Here is a 19,401-nt window from a genome sequence, read left to right on the forward strand (position 1 = left end):
GATGAGGTGCACATGAAGGGCAAGTTCCTCTTCGTCGTCGGCCTCGGTGTCGGCTACGTGCTCGGCGCGCGAGCCGGCCGCGAGCGCTACGAGCAGATCCGCAAGGCCGCTGAAGACGTCTGGAACCGACCGCAGGTCCAGGAGGGCGTCGGCACGGTCAAGGAGTTCGCCATGAGCCGGGTCAGCGACGTGAGCGATGCGGTGCTCGACGGCGCCAAGAAGCTCGTCAAGCAGGTCTCGAGCACGCAGGGCTCCACGACGCGCTCCTCGAGCTCGTCGTCCGGATCGAAGTCCTCTGGTTCGAAGTCATCTGGCTCGAAGTCCTCTGGCTCGAAGTCCTCGGGATCGACGTCGTCGGGCTCGAAGTCCTCGGGCTCGTCGAGTCGCGGTTCGGCGTCGAAGTCGGGTTCCAGCGGATCGTCGGCTTCGTCGAAGTCGGGTACGACGTCGTCCAAGTCGACCGGAACCGGGTCGGGCTCATCGAGTTCGTCCTGACCACGGAGGTGGAACCCCGATGACCGCACCACTGAACGACGAGCGCTCGCTGTTCACGCTGCTCGGCGAGCTGCCCGATCGCGTCTCCACGCTCGTCCGTGCCGAGATCGACCAGGTCAAGGCCGAGCTGTCCTACAAGGCGAAGCACTTCGGCATCGGCGCGGGCCTCGTGGTCGGCGCCGCCTTCGTCGGCATCTTCCTGCTCGGCACGCTGATCGCCACCGGCATCCTCGCGCTCTCGCTTGTGATGCCCGGCTGGGCCGCGGCGCTCGTCGTCTCCGGCGTGCTGCTGCTCATCATCCTGATCCTGCTCGGCATCGCCATGCTCAACTTCAAGCGCGGCAGCGAGCCGCTCGAGTCGATCGAGAGCGTCCGGCAGGACATCGACGCGATCACCGGGAGGGGGGCGTATGGCGGCCGGGACTGACGTCGCGACGCTCGACAAGAAGACGCAGCGCAACCTCACGCGCCTGCAGGCGCACGACAACGCCCGTGCGGCGCGCGACGAACTCGCGATGACGCTGAGCGAGCTGGAGGAGCGGCTCAACGTGCCCAAGCGGGTCGCGCGGGCCACGACTCGCGCGAAGCGTCGCATGCAGCGCTTCGCCGACGAGCAGCCCGGCACGGCGATCGCCGTGGCGGCCTCCGTCGCGGTGGCGGTGGGGGTCGGCGTCTGGCTCGTGGTGCGTGCGAACCTCGAACGGTGACGAACCGGTGACGGATGCCGCGGCGCCGGTCGTCGCGGCGGGTCCCGGAGTTGCACCGACCGCGGTCGAGCGCGTCACGTCGGTGCTGCGCGACGAGATCCTGAGCGGTCGGCTGGGTCCCGACGCCCCGCTCCGCGAGGAGTCGTGCGCGGCCCGGCTCGGCGTCTCGCGCCACACCATCCGCGCGGCGTTCCAGCGCCTGGTCGCGGAGCGGCTCGCCGTCGCCGAGCCCTACCGCGGCGTTCGGGTCACGAGCTTCGACGACGCGCAGCTGACGGCCCTCCAGCAGTTGCGGGCGGCGCTCGAGGTCGAGGCGGTCCGAATCGCGTTCCGTCGGCACGGGGGCACGCTCCCCGAGTCGGTGCTCGCCCCGGCGCGCGCCGCGATCGACGCCATGGAACGACTGGGCACCGGCGACGACGCGCCTGGCGCGGCGACGGATGACGCATGGCTGGAGGTCGAGCGCCTGCACGCCGAGTTCCACGCGGTGCTCGTCGCGGCCTCCGCGAGCCCGCGCATCATCGAGACGCACACGGCGCTGGGCAGCGAGCTGCTGCTGTTCATCCTGCATGCGCGCACGCACTACAGCGTGGCCTCGGTCGTCGCGGAGCACCGGCGCCTGCTCGACGAACTCCCCGAGCGCGGCCCCGATGCCCTGCGCGCCCACCTCGAGCACTCGACGAGGCTGCTCCTCGACTGATCGGCCGGAACCCTGAGGACAGGAAAATGGACAGGACCGAACTGCGCGCCCTGCAGGCCCCGCTCAAGGAGCGCTACCGCGAGGATCCCGACTCCGCGGTGACCCCCGTGACCGCGCGCGGCTCGTTCGCGGAGCCCGGCATCTCCGCGACGATCGACACGTGGGCCGGCCCGATCCGAACCGGCCTCCACCCCTCGACGGGCGGCCACGGCGCCGACGCGTGCTCGGGCGACTTCCTCCTGCAGGCGCTCCTCGGCTGCGCGGGCGTCACGCTGCGATCGGTGGCGACCGCCATGGGCGTCGAGATCCGCTCGGCCGAACTGCGGGCCGAGGGCGTGTTCGACGCGCGCGGCACGCTCGGCATCGACCGCACCGTTCCCGTCGGCGTGATGGACGTGGTCGTGACCGCCGTGATCGACACCGACGCCGACGACGCGGCCCTCGAGCGGCTCCGTACGGGCACCGAGCGATTCTGCGTGGTGGCGCAGTCGCTCGCCGAGCCGCCGGAATTCGTGATCGAGCGCGCCACGCGATGACCACGCGACATCCGTCGTCGCTTTGGACCTTTCAGGTTGCGGGGGGAGGATAGAGCCATGTCTTCCCCCGCTGCCGAAGGGGCAGCCGACGCGCGCCCGACCGAAACCGACGTGGAGCAGACGTACGAGGGCTACACGCTCTTCGCCGTGCTCCGGAAGGACCCCGCACGCCCGGACGACCTCGACGGGCGCGACGTCCCGCGTTTCGTCGACGAGCTCGACGGCCTGATCAACGTCGTGGCCGACGAGGGTGTCACCGTCCGCGGCATCTACGACGTGTCGGGCCTGCGGGCCGATTCCGACGTCATGCTGTGGCTGCACGGCCCGACCGCCGAGGGGCTGCAGTGGGCGCTGCGCGAGCTGCGCCGGTCACGGCTGTTCCGTGCGCTCCTGCCGACCTGGAACGCCATGGGCGTGCACCGCGACGCCGAGTTCAACAAGGCCCACGTGCCCGGCTTCCTCCGCGGTGTCGAGCCGAAGTCGTGGCTTACGATCTACCCGTTCGTGCGCAGCTACGAGTGGTACCTGCTGCCGCCCGAGGAGCGGGGCCGCATGCTCGCCGAGCACGGCCGCAAGGGCGCCGCGTTCCGGGGCGTCGTCGCGAACACGGTGTCGGCGTTCTCGCTCGGCGACTACGAGTGGCTGCTGCCCATGGAGGCCGATGAGCTGACCGACCTGGTCGACATGATGCGCGACCTGCGCGCCACCGACGCCCGTCGCCACGTGCGCGACGAACTGCCGTTCTACACCGGTCGCCGCATCTCGACCGCCGAGCTCGTGGAGGTGCTGCAGTAATGGCCGCGACGAACATCGGCCGCAAGCCGGCGCCCGCCACCACGGCGTACTGCGCACCCGGCGCCGTCGTGCCCGGCGCGACGGAGCCGGCGCAGTCCGGCCCCGAGCACGTCGAGGAGCCGGTCGCGTACGACGCGATCCTGCTCGCCGGCTTCGGCGGGCCGGAGGGCCAGGACGACGTCATCCCGTTCCTCCGGAACGTCACCCGCGGCCGCGGCATCCCCGACGAGCGTCTCGAGGAGGTCGCGCACCACTACCGCCACTTCGGCGGCGTGAGCCCCATCAACGAGCACAACCGCCAGCTCAAGGCCGCCCTCGAGGCCGAGCTGGCCCGGCGCGGCGTCGACCTCCCGGTCATCTGGGGCAATCGCAACTGGGACCCGTACCTGAACGACGCCGTGCGCGAGGCGAACGACCGCGGCCTCACGACGCTCATCGCGATCGCCACGAGCGCCTACAGCTCGTACTCGAGCTGCCGCCAGTACCGCGAGGACTATGCGGACGCCCTCGAGGACGCGGGGCTCTCCGAGGTGATCCGGATCGACAAGGTCCGCCAGTTCTTCGACCACCCCGGCTTCGTGACGCCGTTCGTCGACGGCCTGCGCGACGCACTCGCCAAGCTCGAGGCGGAGCACGCCGGCCTGGACCGCACGACCGACGTCGAGGTCCTGTTCGCGACGCACTCGATCCCCACGGCGGATGCCGCGAAGTCGGGCCCCGCCGAGCGCGGGTTCGGCGAGGGCGGCGCCTACGCCGCGCAGCACCTCGCTGTCGCCGAGGTCGTCATGCGCGAGGCCGGCGCGTCCGACGTGCCGTGGCAGCTGGTCTACCAGTCGCGCTCGGGACCGCCCTCGCAGCCGTGGCTCGAGCCCGACGTGAACGACGCGATCGCCGAACTGCCCGCCGCGGGCCGCAAGGCCGTCGTCATCGTGCCGCTCGGCTTCGTGAGCGACCACATGGAGGTCATGTGGGACCTCGACGAGGAGGCCATGGAGACCGCGCAGGAGCACGGCCTCGCCGCGGTCCGCGTCCCGACGCCCGGCGTGCACCCGGCGTACGTCGCGGGCCTCGTCGACCTCGTGATGGAGCGCGTGAACGGCACGCCAGCCGTCGATCGGCCGCACCTGACCGACCTCGGGCCGTGGTACGACACGTGCCGCCCGGGATGCTGCGAGAACGTGCGCCTCGGCTTCAAGCCTGCGCTGGCGGGGATCGCGCCGTGACCGCTTCCCGGGAGGTCATCCGCGTCGGAACGCGCGGCAGTGCACTCGCGCTCGCGCAGACGACGCAGGTCGCCGAGCGCCTCGGGGCGGCCGCCGACGCCGACATCGAGATCGTCACGGTCACCACGCAGGGCGACACGTCGCGCGCGTCGCTGCAGCAGATCGGCGGGACGGGCGTGTTCGCGGCGGCGCTGCGGGAGGCCCTCGTCGCGGGGGAGTGCGACGTGGTCGTCCACTCGTTGAAGGACCTCCCCACCGGCGAGCACCCCGACCTGCGGCTCGGTGCGGTGCCGAAGCGCGCCGACGCCCGAGACGCGCTGTGCGCCCGCGACGGCCTGACGCTCGCCGAACTGCCCGAGGGCGCCCGCATCGGCACCGGTTCGCCGCGCCGCATCGCACAGCTCGGGCGGGTCCGGCCGGATGTCGTCGCGGTCGACGTGCGCGGCAACATCGACACCCGGCTCGGGTTCGTCGGGGCGGACGACGCCTCGACGGGCTCGGGACAGCGCCTCGACGCGGTCCTGCTCGCGTCGGCCGGGCTCACGCGACTGGGCCGGGCGGATGCCGCAACCGAGCGCTTCGAGCTCGCCGACTGGCCGACGGCGCCGGGCCAGGGGGCGCTCGCCCTCGAGGTGCGACGCGAGCGCGGGGCGCGCCATGTCGAGCGCGGACTCGAGGCCGTCGACCACGCGACGACCCGCGCGACGGTGCTCGCCGAGCGGCTCGTGCTCGCGGAGCTCGAAGCCGGGTGCGCGGCCCCCATCGGGGCCACCGCCTTCATCGAGGACGAACTTCTGTTCCTCACGGCGACCGTGTACAGTGCCGACGGGACGCGGTGGTTGACGAGTTCGCACGCCGCGACCCCCGACAGCCGCTCGGCCGCCGACCTGGCGGGCGCGGCTCGCGACGTCGCCGAACGCGTCGTCGCGGAACTCCTCGGCAACGGCGCCGCCGACCTCGCACCTGCCCTGGAGTCGCCGTGACCGAATTCGAACCGATGACCGGCCCCCTCCACCTGCCCGGCGCGAGCGGGTCCAAGCCGCTCGCCGGCTGGCGTGTGCTGGTCCCTCGCGGCGGCCCGTGGGGCGATGCCGTCGCCGGATCGCTGCGCGCGCGCGGCGCCTCGCCGATCATCGCGCCGATGATCAACTTCGCGCCCACCGACGACCAGTCGGCACTCGAGGCCGCGCTCGCGAAGCTCGCCGCCGGCGGCTTCGACTGGGTCACGGTCACGAGCGCGACGACGGTCGACGTGCTGTCGACGTACGGCGCGGTCATCCCGGAGTCGACGAAGGTCGCCGCGGTGGGCGAGACCACCGCGGCCGCCCTCGTCGCGGCCGGCTACCGTGCCGACATCGTCCCCAGCGAAGACAACTCGGCCAAGGGCCTGCTGGAGGAGTGGGATGCCGCCACGAACGGCGAGAAGCCGCTGCGCGTGCTCGCGCTCCGCTCGGCCATCGCCAAGCAGGTGCTGTCGATCGGCCTCGAGCGCATCGGCCACCACGTCGAGGCCGTCGTCGCCTATCGCACCGTCGGCGTTCCCGTCGCGCAGAAGGTCGTCGACGACGTGCGCGCGGGCAAGGTCGACGCGATCCTCGTGACGTCGGGCAGCGTCGCCGAGCAGGTCCAGGCGCAACTCGGTCCCGTCCCCGAGCGCACCCTGGTCGCCGCGATCGGCCCGCAGACGCAGCAGGACGCCGCGAAGGTCGGCCTCCGCATCGACGTCGTCGCCGCCGAGCGCAGCGCCGAGTCGCTCATCGAGGCGGTCGTGAACTCGGCCCTCGCCCGCGCCTGACCGCTCCGCGGCATCCGCTCGCCCGCGGGCCCGACCGTCGAGTGCATCCGTTCGCGGTGGATGCGCCGGTCCGAACGGCGCCGCTCGCGCCGAACGGAAGCAGTCGGCACGAGGGTTCGGCGCCCACCCGGCGCCCAGCCGCGCGCGCGTAGGCTGGTCGGGTGACTTCCGCACCCGCCCCCCGCGTGCGGCCCCGGCGCCTGCGTGAGACGCCGGCCCTGCGCCGCCTCGTGTCCGAGACCCGCCTCGACGCCGCCGAGCTCGTGCTGCCCGTGTTCGTGCGCGAGGGGGTCGACGAGCCCCTGCCGATCGCGTCGATGCCGGGCGTCGTGCAGCACTCGCTCGACTCGGTGAAGCAGGCGGTGACGGATGCCGCGGCCGCGGGCGTCGGCGGCGTGATGCTGTTCGGGGTCCCCGAGACCCGCGACGCGACCGGCACGTGCGGCGTCGACCCCGACGGCATCCTCAACGTCGCGACGCGCGTCGTCGCCGAGGAGGTCGGCGACGCGCTCGTCGTGCAGACCGACCTGTGCCTCGACGAGTTCACCGACCACGGACACTGCGGCGTGCTCGACGAGCGCGGCCGCGTCGACAACGACGCGACGCTCGAGCGCTACCGCGAGATGGCGCTCGCGCAGGCCGAGGCGGGCTCGCAGCTGCTCGGGCTCTCGGGCATGATGGACGGCCAGGTCGCCGCGGTGCGCGACGCGCTCGACGCCGCCGGCCGCAGCGACGTCGCCCTGCTGGCCTACTCGGCGAAGTACGCCTCGGCGTTCTACGGCCCGTTCCGCGATGCCGTCGAGTCGACCCTCGAGGGCGACCGGCGCACGTACCAGCTCGACCCGGGCAACCGGCGCGAGGGCCTCCGCGAGGCGATGATCGACATCGACGAGGGCGCCGACATCGTGATGGTCAAGCCCGCAGGGTCCTACCTCGACGTGCTGGCGGATGTCGCCGCCGCGAGCGACATCCCCGTCTGGGCGTACCAGGTGTCGGGCGAGTACGCGATGATCGAGGCCGCCGCCATGCACGGCTGGATCGACCGTCGCCGCGCCGTGATCGAGTCCGTGCGCGGCATCCGTCGGGCCGGCGCCGACGCCGTGCTCACCTACTGGGCGACCGAGCTCGCCGGATGGATCCGGGAGGGGATCGACTGATGACCAGCGCACGGGATCTCGAGACGCCTTCGGCTCCTCGATCCGCACAGGCGGTGACGCCTTCGGCTCCTCGATCCGCACAGACCAACGCCGACCTGTTCGCTCGCGCGCAGGCCGCGATCCCGGGCGGCGTGAACTCGCCCGTGCGCGCGTTCCGCTCGGTCGGCGGCACGCCGCGCTTCCTCGTCTCGGCGCGCGGCCCGTACGTGACCGACGCCGAAGGGCGTGAGTACGTCGACCTCGTCGCTGGCTGGGGTCCGGCGATCCTCGGCCACGCGCACCCCGAGGTGATCGCCGCGGTGCAGGACGCCGCGGCGCGCGGCCTCTCGTTCGGTGCGTCCACGCCCGTCGAGACCGAGCTCGCCGAACTCATCGAGCAGCGCGTGGCGCCCGTCGAGAAGCTCCGCCTCGTGTCGACCGGCACCGAGGCCACGATGAGCGCCATCCGTCTCGCCCGCGGCTTCACCGGACGCGACCTGCTCGTGAAGTTCGCCGGCCACTACCACGGTCACTCCGACGGCCTGCTCGCCGAGGCGGGCTCGGGACTCGCGACGTTCGCGCTGCCCGGCTCGGCCGGCGTGCCCGCCGAGGTCGCCGCGCTCACGCTCGTCGTGCCCTACAACGACCTCGACGCGCTGCGCGCCGTGTTCGCCGAGCACGGCGACCGCATCGCGGCCGTGATCACCGAGGCGGCTGCGGCGAACATGGGCGTCGTGCCGCCGGTTCCCGGGTTCAACCGCGCGCTCGTCGAGCTCGCGCATGCGCACGGCGCGCTCGTCATCAGCGACGAGGTGCTCACGGGCTTCCGCGTCTCGGAGTCCGGCTGGTGGGGGCTCGAGGCGGGCACCGACGACCAGTCGACACCCGACCTGCTCACCTTCGGCAAGGTCGTCGGCGGCGGCATGCCCGTCGCCGCGCTCGGCGGCCGTGCCGACGTCATGGAGCGGCTCGCCCCGCTCGGCCCGGTCTACCAGGCCGGCACGCTCTCGGGGAACCCGGTCGCGGTCACCGCGGGTGTCACGACGCTCAGGCTCGCGGATGCCGCGGTGTACGCGAGGCTCGACGAGACCGCCGCGCTGCTCCAGGGCGAGGTGTCGGCGGCGCTCGCCGCCGAGGGCGTCGCCCACGTCGTGCAGACCGCCGGCAGCCTCTTCAGCTTCATGTTCGGCGAGACCGTCGCCGGCGGGGCCCACGACTACGCGACCGTGCTCGCCCAGGAGTCCTGGCGCTACCCGCCGTTCTTCCACGCGATGCTCGACGCGGGCGTCTCGCTCCCGCCGAGCGTGTTCGAGGCGTGGTTCGTCACGGCCGCGCACGACCACGGTGCGATCGCGCGGATCCTCGACGCCCTGCCGGCGGCGGCCCGCGCCGCGGCATCCGCTCGCCCCCCGGCCTGATCACGTTCTCCAGGAGTCATCCGGCGGGTTGCTGCCGCGTACGGCGTGTCGTCCTGAGACATCCCGTTCGCGGCCGGCCCTCCTGAGAAACGGATGTCGATGGTCGGATTCGTGCACGGATCGGATGTCGCGTTTGTGGAGCGTCGACGGGGCGACCCCGCGACGGGTCGGGCAGGATGGGAGATATGGCCAACCTCCGCGTGCACAACGACCGGCTCGAGGTCCACCTCACGCCGGCCGAGAAGTCGCTCGCGCTGCGTTCGGCCGACGTCATCGTCCAGCGCGACGACATCCGCTCGGCGACCATCACCGACGACCCGTGGATCTGGATCCGCGGCATCCGTCGCCGTGGCACCGAAGTGCCGCTCGTCGTCGCCGCCGGCGTCTGGAAGACCCACGGCGGCAGCGACTTCGTGCTCGTCAAGCGCAAGCGGCAGGCGGTCGTGCTCGAACTCTCCGGCGGCGAATTCGCCCGTCTCGTGCTCAGCACCAGCCGAGCGTCCGAGCTCATCGACCGACTGAAGGTGGGCGCCCCCGTCGAGGGCGAGGGCGAGCCCGAGTCCGACCCGGATGACACGGAGCAGGGCGGCGAGTCCGCGCACCACGTCCCGAGCGACGTGTTCGCCGAGGAGGAGACCAGCGGCGACTGACCCGGTCCACGGCCGCGGTCAGAACAGGAACAGCACGAAGCCCAGCAGCGGCAGCGTGCCCTGGATGAGCGCGGGCCGCAGGTAGCCCGGACCGCTCGTCGTCAGCACCACCGCGGCCGCGGTCATCGCCGCCGTCGTGAACAGCACGAGCGCGCGCCCGGCGTACGGGAGGCCGAGCGCCAGCAGCGCGAGGCCCGCGAACGCCCCGACCGCGAGGAAGAGGTTGTAGAACCCCTGGTTGTACGCCATGGGCCGCAGCACCTCGGCCTGCTCGTGGCTGCGGACGCCGAACACCCGCCAGGTGGCGGGCTGCATCCAGCGGATGCTCTCGAGCACGAAGATCCAGACGTGCAGGAGTGCGGCCAGCGCGACGACGACGATGGCGGCGATCTGGAGGAAGCCCATGGCCGGATGCTACGCGGCGGGGCGGCCGCGTGGCATCCGCCCCGAACGTGGGGGTGCGTCAGCGCGTGGGATGTGTCAGGACACGTCGCGGCGCCAGGTCGTCGCACCGCCGAGGACCGTCGCCACGACCGCGATCCCGAGGAGCACGAGCCCGCCCTGCCACCATTCGAGCACCTCGACCGCGCCGCCGATGCCGGCGATGCTGTAGAACGAGGCACCCACGAGCGCATCGCTCGCGGCACCGGGCAGGAACCGCCCGATGTCGGCCGTCACCTCGTTCAGCGAGGCCACGAGTCGCAGCACGGGCTCGACGAACTGCGTGAACGCGATCACGATCACGATCGCCGCGACCTGGTTGGGCACGAGCGCGCCGAGGCCCACGCCGATCGCGCCCCAGAGCGCCATCGCGAGGATGCCGCGTCCGACGAGTGCCCAGGTGTCGGAGGAGTCGAGGCCCGTCTCGAGGTCGAAGGCGGCGAGGGCCGCGGCGCCGGTGCCGACCGAGGTGGCGAAGCCGATCACGCCGAGCACCGCGCCCATGACGAGCTGCGACGTGAACTTGCCGCCGAGCACGGTCGTGCGGTGCGGCTCGGCGAGGAAGGTGGTCGTCAGCGTGCGGTGCCGGAACTCCGTCGTCACCGCGAGCGCACCGAGCAGGACCGGGAAGACGTACCCGACCGACGTCGCGAAGCTGTACAGGAGCGGCGCGAGCTCGAGACCCGGCGGGATGGCAGTCGCGTTGCCGGTCTGCGCTGCGGCATCCGGGTTCTGCACCGTCCACCCGAGGAACGCGCCGAAGCCGCCGGACATCACCGCCACGTAGGCGACGAGGATGAGCGAGAGCAGCCACCACATGCGCGTGGTGAACACCTTGCGGAACTCCGCGCCGATCGATCGCACGAACGACATCACTCCTCACCTCCGCCGACGAGCGCGAGGAAGGAGTCCTCGAGGCCCGATGTCATCCGATGCAGTGCACTCAGCTCGACCCCGCCCACGAACGCCGCATGCCCGACCACGCCCGGCTCGGGCTCCGCGACGACCATCCCGTCCGGGCCCTCCGAGTACTCCAGTCCGGCCTGGTGGAGCGCTGCCGCGAGCCGCAGCCGGTCGGGCGAATCGACGACGGTGCGCGGAGCGATGTCGCGCTCGAGGCTCGACAGCGGTCCCGACTTCACCAGGCGGCCGCGCGAGATGATCACGACGTCGTCGACCGACTGCTGCACCTCGCTCAGCAGGTGGGAGCTCACGAGCACCGTGCGCCCCTCGCGCGCGAGTCCCTGCAGGAAGCCGCGGATCCACTTGATGCCCTCGGGATCGAGGCCGTTGATGGGTTCGTCGAGCACGAGCACGCGCGGATCGCCGAGGAGGGTCGTCGCGAGCGCGAGGCGCTGCCGCATGCCCATCGAGTACCCGCCGACGCGCCGGTCGGCGAACTCGGCCAGCCCGACCTGGGCGAGCACCTCGTCGACCCGGTTCGAACGGATGCCGCCGGCGCCGGTCATGACGCGGAGGTGGTTGCGGGCGGTGCGCCCCGGGTGGAACGCCGCGTCGAGGGCCGCACCCACGGTCTCGAGGGGTCGCTCGAGGTCGCGGTAGCGGCGGCCCGCGAACGTCGCGGTGCCCTCGGTCGGGCGCACGAGGCCGAGGAGCGCACGCAGCGTCGTGGTCTTGCCGGCGCCGTTCGGTCCGAGGAATCCGGTCACCCGGCCCGGTTCGACCCGGAACGAGAGGTCCTGGACCGCGGTCACCCGGCCGAAGCGCTTGGTGAGGCCGCTGATCTCGATGGGGATGCCGTCCGCCATGCATGCTCCTCGGGTAGGGTCCGGGGCCGCGCGACGCCGCGGGCCCCGGCCAGACTATCGACTCGTCGGCGACCTCGGCGCGGGTGCGCGGGGCGGGTCAGGTGAGAGGGCGGATGTCGCGGGGCAGCACGCCGCCGCGGTACAGGTACGCCGCGGCATCCTGCAATGCGGTGAGGGCGAGTCGCTGCGGGTACGGACCGTACGAGATGCGGGCGACGCCGAGGTCCTCGAGCCGTGCGGGCGGCGGGACCGACGGCAGGCCGATGACGCTGAGCCGTCGTTCCCCGAGGCCGGCCACGAGCTCGACGATGACGTCCTCGCCGAAGTCGCCCGGCACGAACACGCACGTCGCGCCGGCGTCGAGGTAGGCGCGGCCGCGCTCGATCGCGTCGCCGACTCGGGCATCGCGCGGACGATCGCGGTCGCGCAGCCACGCGTCGGTGCGGGCGTTCAGGGCGAACGGGACCCCCTCGGCCTCGGCCGCCGCGACGGCCGCGCGAACGGCGCCGACCGAGTCGGCGAGCGGCCGCAGCTCGTCCTCGAGGTTCGCACCCGCGACCCCGAGCCCGATCGCGCGTCGGACGGTCTCGCCGGGGTCGCCGTAGCCGGCCTCGAGGTCGGCGCTCACGGGCACGTCGACCGCGGCCGCGATCCGACCCACCATGTCGAGCATCAGGTCGACGGGGATGCGTTCGCCGTCCGGGTACCCGAACGTCGCGGCGATCCCGTGGCTCGCGGTCGCGAGCGCCCGGGTGTCGGGAAGCGCGGCGACGGCGCGAGCGCTCGCGACGTCCCACACGTTCACGACCTGGAGCAGTTGCGTGTCGGAATGCAGGCGCTGGAGCTCGGCAGCGGACGCGGCGGGGGTCATGCGCACAGACTAGGGCCGGACGGGTGGCTCCCGTCCGCTGGCGCGCGCACGTCGCGGGAGTACCCTGCGCTCATGGCCACGCACCGCGTGGCGACGCGTCACGCGCTCACCGGCATCGCCCTCGTCGCGGTGATGCTCGCAGGATGCAGCGCGTCCGAGGAGGTCACCTACGAGTTCGACCGCTCCGACCCCGACGTGCGCGGCACGGGCGACCCGGCGATCCTCTCGCAGCTCGAGCGCAGGTACCCCGGCGACCACCACAGCGTCGCTGCAGCGGTCGTCGCAGGCGACGAGATCCGGACGGCCTTCCTCTCCGCGGACGGATCCACGATGTTCGAGATCGCGTCGGTCACGACGACGCTGACGGGACTGCTCCTCGCCTCCGCCCTCGAACGCGGAGAGGTGCGCCTCGAGGACCGGCTCGGGCAGTACCTCGACCTGGGCGATTCGGACGCGGCATCCGTCACGCTCGAGCAGCTCGCGACCCACCGGGCCGGGATGCCGCCCATCTCACCGGACCCGGAGTTCGTCCGCGAGTTCGACCGGCAGGCCGCAGCCGGGCAGGACCCCGACGAGGGCGACGTCGCGCAGCTGCTCGCGCACGCCGCGTCCGTGGAGATCCCCGAGGACCCGCCGTACCGGTACTCGGACATGGGTGCGGCCCTGCTCGGCCATGCACTCGCCGCCGCCGCGGGCGCCGACTACGGAGCCGTGCTGCGCGAGCGGGTGCTGGATCCCGCGGGGATGGAGAGCGCGGTGGTGGTCGAGACGGCGGAGCAGGTGCCGGCGGCGCTCGCCCTCGGGCACTCGGCATCCAACCGGCCCATCGTGCCGTGGTCGTTCGAGGCGTACACGCCCGCGACCGGGGTCGACGCCGCCCTCGACGACCTCGTCGCGCTCGCCGCGGCCGTGCTGTCGGGAGCGTTCAGCGAGAGCCCCGCGCTCGACCCCGTCTCCGAGGTCGACGCGGGTACGAGCGTGGGCTACCTCTGGTTCATCGACGAGCACGCCGATCGGACGCTGACCGGCCACGACGGTCGCAGCGGCGGGTTCGGCAGCACGATCCTGATCGACCGCGATGCGGGAACGGCGTCGATCGTGCTGCGGAACTCCGCGGGCGACACGCGAGGGACCGCGCTGGGCCTGATCCAGCTGGCCGGCGGGTGAGCCGCGGCCGGCCGTCCGTTCAGCGCAGCGCCGCGGTCAGGCCCGCGAGCAGCCGGTCGACGTCGGATCGGTCGGTATAGGGCGCGAGGCCGACCCGGAGACCTCCGTCGTCGCCGAGACCGAGGTGCCTCGACGCCTCGAGCGCGTAGAAGCTGCCGCTCGGAGCGAGGACGCGGTCGGCCGCGAGCCGCTTCGCGACGTCGGAAGTCGCAGCCCCGTCGAAGGTCATGAGCACCGTCGGCGTGCGCCGCTCGGCCCGCGACCACACGGTCACGCCGTCGAGCTCGTCGAGTCCGGCGCGAAGCCGGTCGGCGAGGGCGCGCTCGTGCTCGTGCAGGGCGGCGTACGACGCGGCCAGTCGCGCGCGGCGAGAGGCCGCGGCATCCTCGGTGTCGGTGTCGAGCGAGGCGAGCACGTCGACCGCGGCCGTGACGCCCGCGAGCAGCTCGTAGGGCAGCGTGCCGAACTCGAAGCGCTCGGGCACGGCGTTGGTCGAGGGGAGCAGCTTCTCGGGCTCGATCGTCTCGAGCAGCTCGGGGCGGGCGACGAGCACGCCGCAGTGCGGGCCGAGGAACTTGTAGGGCGAGCACGTGAAGAAGTCGGCGCCGAGGGTCGCGACGTCGGGCAGCTCATGGGCGGCGTAGTGCACCCCGTCGACGAAGAGCAGCGCCCCGGCGGCGTGCACGGCAGCGGCGATGGACGGGAGGTCGGGCATCGTGCCGATGAGGTTCGACGCCGCGGTCACCGCGACGAGCCGGGTGCGGCCGCCGAGCAGCGACGTGACGGCCTCGACGGGCAGTTCGCCGGTCTCGGGGTCGAAGTCCGCCCAGCGCACGGTCGCGCCCGTCCGCTCGGCCGCCTGCACCCATGGGCGCACGTTCGAGTCGTGGTCCAGGCGGGTGACGACGATCTCGTCGCCGGCGCCCCAGTCGCGCGAGAGGTGGCGGGAGAAGTCGTAGATGAGCTGCGTCGTGCTGCGACCGTGCACCACGCCGCGGGGGTGGGCGTTCACGAGGTCGGCGACCGCGAGGCGGAAGCTCGTCACGGCCTCCTCGGCGCGCACCTCGGACTCGCCCATCACGCCGCGGTTCGACAGCGGCCCGGTGAGCACGGATGCCACGGCCTCCCCGACCTGCCGCGGGGTCTGCGTGCCGCCGGGCCCGTCGAACTGCGCCCACCCGTAGTCGAGCGCGGGGAACCAGGACCGGATGCGGACGACGTCGTAGGCCATGGGCGAGAGCCTAGGTCACGTCACCGCCCTCGGGGGTTAGCATGCAGGCATGCAGGGGGCAGCGGAGTCGCCCGGACCGCGCGACGAGCGCCCGCCGCCCGACCTGCCGCCCCGGATGTCGTTCACGGCCCTCCTCGACGGCTTCTTCTTCATCTTCGCGGGCCTCGCGACGGTGTGGCTGGCGTGGCTGCTGTTCGAGCAGTCCTTCGAGTTCGGATGGTGGGGCATCGCGTTCTTCGTCGTGTTCTGGCTCGTGCTCGCGTACCTCGCACTGCCGCGCCTGCACCGCATCCTCACGACCGTCTACGTGCCCGACTACTTCATCGGCCGCACCCGGACGAGCGACGGATTGCTCGGCGACCCCGTGAACCTCGCCTTCGACGGCCCCGAGGACGCCGTGCACGCGGCGATGCGCGCCGCCGGCTGGACGCGCGCCGACGACGTCACGCTCGCCTCGGGCTGGCGCATCGTGACGTCGACGCTCACGCGCCGCAGCTACCACGAGGCGCCCGTGAGCCCGCTCTTCCTGTTCGGTCGCCAGCAGGACTTCGCGTACCAGCAGGAGGTCGAGGGCAATCCCGCCAAGCGCCATCACGTCAGGTTCTGGCGCACGCCCGACGGCTGGCTGCTGCCGGGCGGACATCGCGTCGACTGGCTCGCTGCGGGCACGTTCGACCGCGCGGTCGGATTCTCGCTGTTCACCCTGCAGGTCACCCACAAGATCGACGCCGACATCGACATCGAGCGCGACCACATCGTCGCGACGCTCACGGCCGCCGAGGTGGGCGTGCGCGTCCGCGTGCTGCACGACTTCTCCACCGGGTATCACTCGCGCAACGGCGGCGGCGACACGATCCGCACCGACGGCGACCTCCCGGTGGTCGACGTCGGCGGGGTGCGGGTGACGGATGCCGCGGGCGGAGCCCGCGCGGAGGCGACCGACGGCCCGGAGGCATCCGTCATCGAGGGGGCGGCGCCGTGACCGCCGCGGCCGGCCCCGACCTCCCCGTCGAGAAGCGCGCCGCCTTCGAGCCGCCCACGCGCCTCGCCGAGCACGAGCCGCTGCGCCGGCGGATGCACCGGCCCGCCGCGACCGCGTTCGGGTCGGTCCTCGTCATGCTGCGGGTGCTCGCCGGCATCGTGTGGCTCATCGCGCTCTCCGCGAACTGGGGTCTGGTCGAGGAGGAGTTCGACGTGCGCCTCGGCGGCGGGTCGGCCGCGGCGTCCGATGCGGCGCTGACGGTCGTCCTCGTCATCGGCGGCACCGTCCTCGCGATCGACCTGGTGCTCGCGGTGCTCGTCTGGTTCGGCAGCAACTGGGCGCGGATCACCGTCATGCTCTTCGCGACGATCAACATCAGCATCGCCGCGATCGACTCGTTCACGGGCGACGTCGAGGTGACCGTGCGGACGACGTTCGTCACCGTCGCGCTCGACATCCTCATCCTGCTCGCCCTGTCGAGCCGCAACGCGCGCGCCTGGGCGCGGCTGCCGCGCACCGGCCGGCACGCGGCCTCAGGCCGGGGCCGGGGCCGGACGGGCCGCACCCTCCGGGACACCCCTGATGACGTCGTCGGAACGACGCCGTAGGTTCTCCGGGTGCCGACCGACTCCTCCACCCGCCGCCACCTGCGCCGCATGGCCGCCGTCGTGCTCGCGCTGGCCACCACGGCCGCACTCGCAGGATGCACGCCAGGCGCCGTCGCCGGTTCCCCGGGCCCGGCGGCATCGCCGAACGCCGGGAGCGACGAGGAGTTGCTGCGCGCCATCCGGCCGACCTTCACCGACCCGGATGACCGGGCCGCGGTGGCGGTGGTGGAGGGCGACGACGTGCGGGTCGCCTTCGTCGGCGCGGACGACGACACCGCGTTCGAGATCGGGTCGGTCACCAAGACCTTCACCGGGCTGCTGCTGGCCGATGCGGTCGAGCGCGGCGAGGTCGCGCTCGACGACCCGATCGGCGAGTACCTCGACCTGGGTGATGCCGCCGTGGCATCCGCCACCTTGGGAGAGCTCGCGACGCACCGCTCGGGCCTGCCGACGTTCCCGAGCGACCCGGAGTGGATCGCCGCCGTCGAGGACGGCTTCCACTCGGGCGAGGACGTGCTCGACGAGACCGTGCCCGAGCTGCTCGCCCTCGCCCGGGCCGAACCGCTCGCGCCGGACGCGAGGCCGCAGTACTCGAACCTGGGCGCCGCACTCACGGGTCATGCGCTGGCCGCCGCCGCCGGTACGGATTATCCGACCCTGCTCGAGGAGCGGATCCTCGATCCACTCGACCTCGACGGCGCGTCCCTGCCGGTCGAGGACGACGAGGTCCCCGCGTCGCTCGCCCCCGGTTTCCTCGCCGACGGGCGCCCGGCGGAACCGTCGACGCTCGGAGCGTTCGCGCCCGCGGGCGGCATCGTCGCGACGATCGACGACCTCGCGGCCTATGCTCGCGCGGTCATCGACGGGCCGTTCGCCGACAGCGCCGCACTCGAGCCGCTCGCGGAGTGGGAGGGGTCGCGGATCGGCTGCTTCTGGAGCCTGTCGACCGGGTACGCAGGCCACGACGTGGCCTCGCACGGAGGTCTCACCGCCGGCTTCGGCGCGAGCCTCGTCGTCGACCGCACAGCCGGGCGTGCCGTGATCGTACTGGCGAACTCGGGAGAGCCGGTCGACGCGCTCGCCGAGGACATCATGATCCGGGTCTCCCGCGACGACGGCTGAGTGCTCGGCCCTGTCGAGCCGCAACGGGTTCAGCCCGAGCGCAGCCAGTGGTCGGCGACGAGTTCGCCGACGAGCGGCTCGACGAGCGCCGAGACGTCCCACGCGCTGCCGGCGAACACCAGCGCGCGGTAGTCCTGCGTCTTGGTCAGGTACACCTCGACGTGCGACCAGTCGCCGGTCTCGGACGCGTAGGCCGCGCGTCTGGGCACTTCGCGCAGCATGAGCGCCGACTGCTGTGCGCTGGAGGCCCGTTCGACCGGGGCGAGCAGCCAGGTGTCCATCGGTCCGGCGAGCAGGTCGGCCATCGGGGCGAGCCAGTCGACGGATGCCGCGAGCAGCTCGTCGGTCGCGGCCGACGCCGCGCGCAGCGCCCCGGCGTCGAACCGGGTGTCGGGGGCGGTGCCGAGCGGTTCCTCGAGCACGACGTCGAGCGCGGCGAAGATCGTGCAGGGGGAGGTGTTCGGGCCCGTGCTGGTCGTTCTGCCGTTCGACGGTGAGGCCGAGGGGATCGCGCTCGCGAACGACAGCGCCTACGGACTCGCCTCATCGGTATGGACCTCCGACGTCGCCCGGGCGCTGCGGGCGAGCCAGTCGCTCGACGTCGGCGTGACCTGGGTCAACGACCACCTCCCGATCGCCTCCGAGGCGCCGCACGGCGGCGTGAAGGGCTCCGGCTTCGGCAAGGACATGTCCATCGAGCCGCTGCTCGACTACTCGGTCACCCGGCACCTCATGATCCGGCACGCGGCGCCGCCCGAGACGACGGGGTTCCGCCCGGCCTGATCGGGCGTCGCGATCAGGCGACGGACGCCGCGTGGCGGGCGCACCGCGCGGGCCCGCACGACGCGCATCGCACCAGCTGCGTGCGGCACGCGGCATCCGTGCAGTCCACCGTCTGCTTCGTCGGCGACCCGCAGCCCTCGCACACGCCGATGACCGCGGCGTGGTCGCTGAAGTCGACCGAGCCGCGCCCGTCGAACACGTACAGCGAGCCCTCCCACAGGCCGTCGTCGCCGTAGCGCTCGCCGTAGCGCACGATGCCGCCCTCGAGCTGGTACACCTCGCCGAAGCCGCGACTCGCCATGAGGCTCGAGAGCACCTCGCAGCGGATGCCGCCCGTGCAGTAGGTCACGACCGGCCGGCCCTTGAGGTCGTCGTACTTCCCCGACTCGAGTTCGGCGACGAAGTCGCGCGTGGTCTCGACGTCGGGCACGACCGCGTCGCGGAACCGCCCGATCGCGGCCTCGAGCGCGTTGCGGCCGTCGAAGAACACGACGTCGTCGCCGCGCTCCGCCACGAGCTGGTGCAGCGCCTCGGGGGTGAGCCGTGTGCCGCCGCCGACCACGCCGCCGCCGTCGACGCGCAGCTCGCCGGGCGCGCCGAACGACACGATCTCGTCGCGCACCTTCACGCTGAGGCGCGGGAAGTCGAGGCTGCGGCCGTCGTCATCGAGTCCGGTGCCCTCGCTCCACTTGACGTCGACGGGCTTGAACGCGGCGTAGTCGCGGATCTTGCGCACATAGCGCTTGAGCGCGCCCATCTCGCCGCCGAGGGTGCCGTTCAGCCCGTGCTCCGAGATGAGGATGCGCCCCCGCAGGCCCAGCGACTCGGCGAGGTCGCGCTGCCACAGCCGGATCGCGTCGGGGTCGGCGAGCGGCGTGAACACGTAGAACAGCAGGATCTTGGCGAGCGGCACCGGCCGATCATAGGTCGATTCGCTGGGCGGATGCCGCGTCGCGGCGCGTGCACGACGGC

At 72.8% G+C, this 19,401-nt stretch carries 24 protein-coding genes; 17 read left to right on the plus strand and 7 right to left on the minus strand.

Annotated features, from left to right (window positions below; genetic code table 11):
- Window positions 1-12 precede the first annotated feature (12 nt).
- From ACULK4_RS00705 to ACULK4_RS00760, 12 genes are all read left to right on the plus strand, one after another.
- Window positions 13-495, plus strand: coding sequence for a YtxH domain-containing protein (locus tag ACULK4_RS00705; RefSeq protein WP_445964004.1), 483 nt, complete (start codon window positions 13-15; stop codon window positions 493-495).
- Window positions 496-514: 19 nt separating this feature from the next.
- On the plus strand, window positions 515-922 hold the full coding sequence (locus ACULK4_RS00710) for a phage holin family protein (protein ID WP_445964005.1): 408 nt from the start codon (window positions 515-517) through the stop codon (window positions 920-922).
- Window positions 906-1,202, plus strand: coding sequence for a DUF3618 domain-containing protein (locus tag ACULK4_RS00715; RefSeq protein ID WP_445964006.1), 297 nt, complete (start codon window positions 906-908; stop codon window positions 1,200-1,202). The genes ACULK4_RS00710 and ACULK4_RS00715 overlap by 17 nt, the downstream gene beginning before the upstream one ends.
- Entirely contained in the window at window positions 1,183-1,902 is a 720-nt protein-coding gene (locus ACULK4_RS00720; protein ID WP_445964007.1) for a GntR family transcriptional regulator, read from the plus strand. Before ACULK4_RS00715 ends, ACULK4_RS00720 begins: the two co-directional genes overlap by 20 nt.
- 26 nt (window positions 1,903-1,928) lie before the next feature.
- Window positions 1,929-2,438, plus strand: a complete 510-nt coding sequence (locus ACULK4_RS00725; protein ID WP_445964008.1) for an OsmC family protein — start codon at window positions 1,929-1,931, stop codon at window positions 2,436-2,438.
- A 57-nt stretch (window positions 2,439-2,495) separates the two neighbouring features.
- A complete protein-coding gene (hemQ, locus tag ACULK4_RS00730; protein WP_445964009.1) occupies window positions 2,496-3,233 on the plus strand; it encodes a hydrogen peroxide-dependent heme synthase in 738 nt (245 codons plus the stop codon).
- Window positions 3,233-4,456: a ferrochelatase gene (locus ACULK4_RS00735; RefSeq protein ID WP_445964010.1), complete on the plus strand. Its 1,224-nt coding sequence runs from the start codon at window positions 3,233-3,235 to the stop codon at window positions 4,454-4,456. Before hemQ ends, ACULK4_RS00735 begins: the two co-directional genes overlap by 1 nt.
- Entirely contained in the window at window positions 4,399-5,439 is a 1,041-nt protein-coding gene (gene hemC / locus ACULK4_RS00740) for a hydroxymethylbilane synthase (RefSeq protein WP_445964011.1), read from the plus strand. The genes ACULK4_RS00735 and hemC overlap by 58 nt, the downstream gene beginning before the upstream one ends.
- Window positions 5,440-5,453: 14 nt before the next feature.
- Window positions 5,454-6,251, plus strand: a complete 798-nt coding sequence (locus tag ACULK4_RS00745) for a uroporphyrinogen-III synthase (protein WP_445964153.1) — start codon at window positions 5,454-5,456, stop codon at window positions 6,249-6,251.
- A 161-nt stretch (window positions 6,252-6,412) separates the two neighbouring features.
- Window positions 6,413-7,408, plus strand: coding sequence for a porphobilinogen synthase (gene hemB, locus ACULK4_RS00750; RefSeq protein ID WP_445964012.1), 996 nt, complete (start codon window positions 6,413-6,415; stop codon window positions 7,406-7,408).
- Complete coding sequence (gene hemL, locus ACULK4_RS00755; protein WP_445964013.1) at window positions 7,408-8,805, plus strand: glutamate-1-semialdehyde 2,1-aminomutase; 1,398 nt, start codon at window positions 7,408-7,410, stop codon at window positions 8,803-8,805. Before hemB ends, hemL begins: the two co-directional genes overlap by 1 nt.
- 185 nt (window positions 8,806-8,990) lie before the next feature.
- On the plus strand, window positions 8,991-9,455 hold the full coding sequence (locus ACULK4_RS00760; protein ID WP_445964014.1) for a hypothetical protein: 465 nt from the start codon (window positions 8,991-8,993) through the stop codon (window positions 9,453-9,455).
- Window positions 9,456-9,473: 18 nt separating this feature from the next.
- Here ACULK4_RS00760 and ACULK4_RS00765 read toward each other — a convergent pair whose 3' ends face one another.
- From ACULK4_RS00765 to ACULK4_RS00780, 4 genes are all read right to left on the minus strand, one after another.
- Complete coding sequence (locus ACULK4_RS00765; protein ID WP_445964015.1) at window positions 9,474-9,860, minus strand: DUF1304 domain-containing protein; 387 nt, start codon at window positions 9,858-9,860, stop codon at window positions 9,474-9,476.
- A gap of 75 nt (window positions 9,861-9,935) precedes the next feature.
- Window positions 9,936-10,769, minus strand: coding sequence for an ABC transporter permease (locus ACULK4_RS00770; RefSeq protein ID WP_445964016.1), 834 nt, complete (start codon window positions 10,767-10,769; stop codon window positions 9,936-9,938).
- On the minus strand, window positions 10,769-11,665 hold the full coding sequence (locus ACULK4_RS00775) for an ATP-binding cassette domain-containing protein (RefSeq protein WP_445964017.1): 897 nt from the start codon (window positions 11,663-11,665) through the stop codon (window positions 10,769-10,771). Before ACULK4_RS00775 ends, ACULK4_RS00770 begins: the two co-directional genes overlap by 1 nt.
- A gap of 97 nt (window positions 11,666-11,762) precedes the next feature.
- Entirely contained in the window at window positions 11,763-12,536 is a 774-nt protein-coding gene (locus tag ACULK4_RS00780; protein ID WP_445964018.1) for an isocitrate lyase/PEP mutase family protein, read from the minus strand.
- A gap of 72 nt (window positions 12,537-12,608) precedes the next feature.
- Here ACULK4_RS00780 and ACULK4_RS00785 point away from each other — a divergent pair, with 72 nt between their 5' ends.
- On the plus strand, window positions 12,609-13,703 hold the full coding sequence (locus ACULK4_RS00785; protein WP_445964019.1) for a serine hydrolase domain-containing protein: 1,095 nt from the start codon (window positions 12,609-12,611) through the stop codon (window positions 13,701-13,703).
- 19 nt (window positions 13,704-13,722) lie between these two features.
- Here ACULK4_RS00785 and ACULK4_RS00790 read toward each other — a convergent pair whose 3' ends face one another.
- On the minus strand, window positions 13,723-14,934 hold the full coding sequence (locus ACULK4_RS00790) for a cysteine desulfurase-like protein (protein ID WP_445964020.1): 1,212 nt from the start codon (window positions 14,932-14,934) through the stop codon (window positions 13,723-13,725).
- Between the two features lie 49 nt (window positions 14,935-14,983).
- Here ACULK4_RS00790 and ACULK4_RS00795 point away from each other — a divergent pair, with 49 nt between their 5' ends.
- The 3 genes from ACULK4_RS00795 to ACULK4_RS00805 are packed head-to-tail and all read left to right on the plus strand — an operon-like array spanning window position 14,984 to window position 17,646.
- Window positions 14,984-15,916 carry an LssY C-terminal domain-containing protein gene (locus ACULK4_RS00795; protein WP_445964021.1) on the plus strand — a complete coding sequence of 311 codons (933 nt, stop codon included), beginning with the start codon at window positions 14,984-14,986 and terminating at the stop codon, window positions 15,914-15,916.
- Window positions 15,913-16,524 carry a hypothetical protein gene (locus ACULK4_RS00800; RefSeq protein WP_445964022.1) on the plus strand — a complete coding sequence of 204 codons (612 nt, stop codon included), beginning with the start codon at window positions 15,913-15,915 and terminating at the stop codon, window positions 16,522-16,524. Before ACULK4_RS00795 ends, ACULK4_RS00800 begins: the two co-directional genes overlap by 4 nt.
- 48 nt (window positions 16,525-16,572) lie before the next feature.
- Window positions 16,573-17,646, plus strand: a complete 1,074-nt coding sequence (locus tag ACULK4_RS00805; protein WP_445964154.1) for a serine hydrolase domain-containing protein — start codon at window positions 16,573-16,575, stop codon at window positions 17,644-17,646.
- 29 nt (window positions 17,647-17,675) lie between these two features.
- On the opposite strand, the gene ACULK4_RS00810 is transcribed toward ACULK4_RS00805, so the two are convergent.
- The gene (locus ACULK4_RS00810; RefSeq protein ID WP_445964023.1) at window positions 17,676-18,068 is read right to left on the minus strand and encodes a hypothetical protein; all 393 of its coding nucleotides are present in this window, start codon (window positions 18,066-18,068) and stop codon (window positions 17,676-17,678) included.
- A gap of 46 nt (window positions 18,069-18,114) precedes the next feature.
- Here ACULK4_RS00810 and ACULK4_RS00815 point away from each other — a divergent pair, with 46 nt between their 5' ends.
- Entirely contained in the window at window positions 18,115-18,429 is a 315-nt protein-coding gene (locus tag ACULK4_RS00815; protein WP_501043347.1) for an aldehyde dehydrogenase family protein, read from the plus strand.
- 13 nt (window positions 18,430-18,442) lie between these two features.
- Here the strand turns inward: ACULK4_RS00815 and trhO are convergent, their stop codons facing one another.
- Window positions 18,443-19,342 carry an oxygen-dependent tRNA uridine(34) hydroxylase TrhO gene (gene trhO / locus ACULK4_RS00820; RefSeq protein ID WP_445964025.1) on the minus strand — a complete coding sequence of 300 codons (900 nt, stop codon included), beginning with the start codon at window positions 19,340-19,342 and terminating at the stop codon, window positions 18,443-18,445.
- Window positions 19,343-19,401 lie beyond the last annotated feature (59 nt).

The sequence above is a fragment of the Agromyces selenitireducens genome (assembly GCF_052748465.2).

Excerpts from the sequence above, each read along its gene's own strand:
- ACULK4_RS00775 (WP_445964017.1), bottom strand. The coding sequence starts at position 11,665 with ATGGCGGACGGCATCCCCATCGAGATCAGCGGCCTCACCAAGCGCTTC.
- ACULK4_RS00770 (WP_445964016.1), bottom strand. The coding sequence starts at position 10,769 with ATGTCGTTCGTGCGATCGATCGGCGCGGAGTTCCGCAAGGTGTTCACC.
- ACULK4_RS00795 (WP_445964021.1), top strand. The coding sequence starts at position 14,984 with ATGCAGGGGGCAGCGGAGTCGCCCGGACCGCGCGACGAGCGCCCGCCG.
- hemL (WP_445964013.1), top strand. The coding sequence starts at position 7,408 with ATGACCAGCGCACGGGATCTCGAGACGCCTTCGGCTCCTCGATCCGCA.
- ACULK4_RS00725 (WP_445964008.1), top strand. The coding sequence starts at position 1,929 with ATGGACAGGACCGAACTGCGCGCCCTGCAGGCCCCGCTCAAGGAGCGC.
- ACULK4_RS00765 (WP_445964015.1), bottom strand. The coding sequence starts at position 9,860 with ATGGGCTTCCTCCAGATCGCCGCCATCGTCGTCGTCGCGCTGGCCGCA.
- ACULK4_RS00735 (WP_445964010.1), top strand. The coding sequence starts at position 3,233 with ATGGCCGCGACGAACATCGGCCGCAAGCCGGCGCCCGCCACCACGGCG.
- ACULK4_RS00785 (WP_445964019.1), top strand. The coding sequence starts at position 12,609 with ATGGCCACGCACCGCGTGGCGACGCGTCACGCGCTCACCGGCATCGCC.
- ACULK4_RS00790 (WP_445964020.1), bottom strand. The coding sequence starts at position 14,934 with ATGGCCTACGACGTCGTCCGCATCCGGTCCTGGTTCCCCGCGCTCGAC.
- ACULK4_RS00705 (WP_445964004.1), top strand. The coding sequence starts at position 13 with ATGAAGGGCAAGTTCCTCTTCGTCGTCGGCCTCGGTGTCGGCTACGTG.
- ACULK4_RS00710 (WP_445964005.1), top strand. The coding sequence starts at position 515 with ATGACCGCACCACTGAACGACGAGCGCTCGCTGTTCACGCTGCTCGGC.
- ACULK4_RS00715 (WP_445964006.1), top strand. The coding sequence starts at position 906 with ATGGCGGCCGGGACTGACGTCGCGACGCTCGACAAGAAGACGCAGCGC.
- ACULK4_RS00745 (WP_445964153.1), top strand. The coding sequence starts at position 5,454 with ATGACCGGCCCCCTCCACCTGCCCGGCGCGAGCGGGTCCAAGCCGCTC.
- ACULK4_RS00805 (WP_445964154.1), top strand. The coding sequence starts at position 16,573 with ATGGCCGCCGTCGTGCTCGCGCTGGCCACCACGGCCGCACTCGCAGGA.
- hemC (WP_445964011.1), top strand. The coding sequence starts at position 4,399 with ATGCTGCGAGAACGTGCGCCTCGGCTTCAAGCCTGCGCTGGCGGGGAT.
- hemQ (WP_445964009.1), top strand. The coding sequence starts at position 2,496 with ATGTCTTCCCCCGCTGCCGAAGGGGCAGCCGACGCGCGCCCGACCGAA.
- ACULK4_RS00760 (WP_445964014.1), top strand. The coding sequence starts at position 8,991 with ATGGCCAACCTCCGCGTGCACAACGACCGGCTCGAGGTCCACCTCACG.
- ACULK4_RS00780 (WP_445964018.1), bottom strand. The coding sequence starts at position 12,536 with ATGACCCCCGCCGCGTCCGCTGCCGAGCTCCAGCGCCTGCATTCCGAC.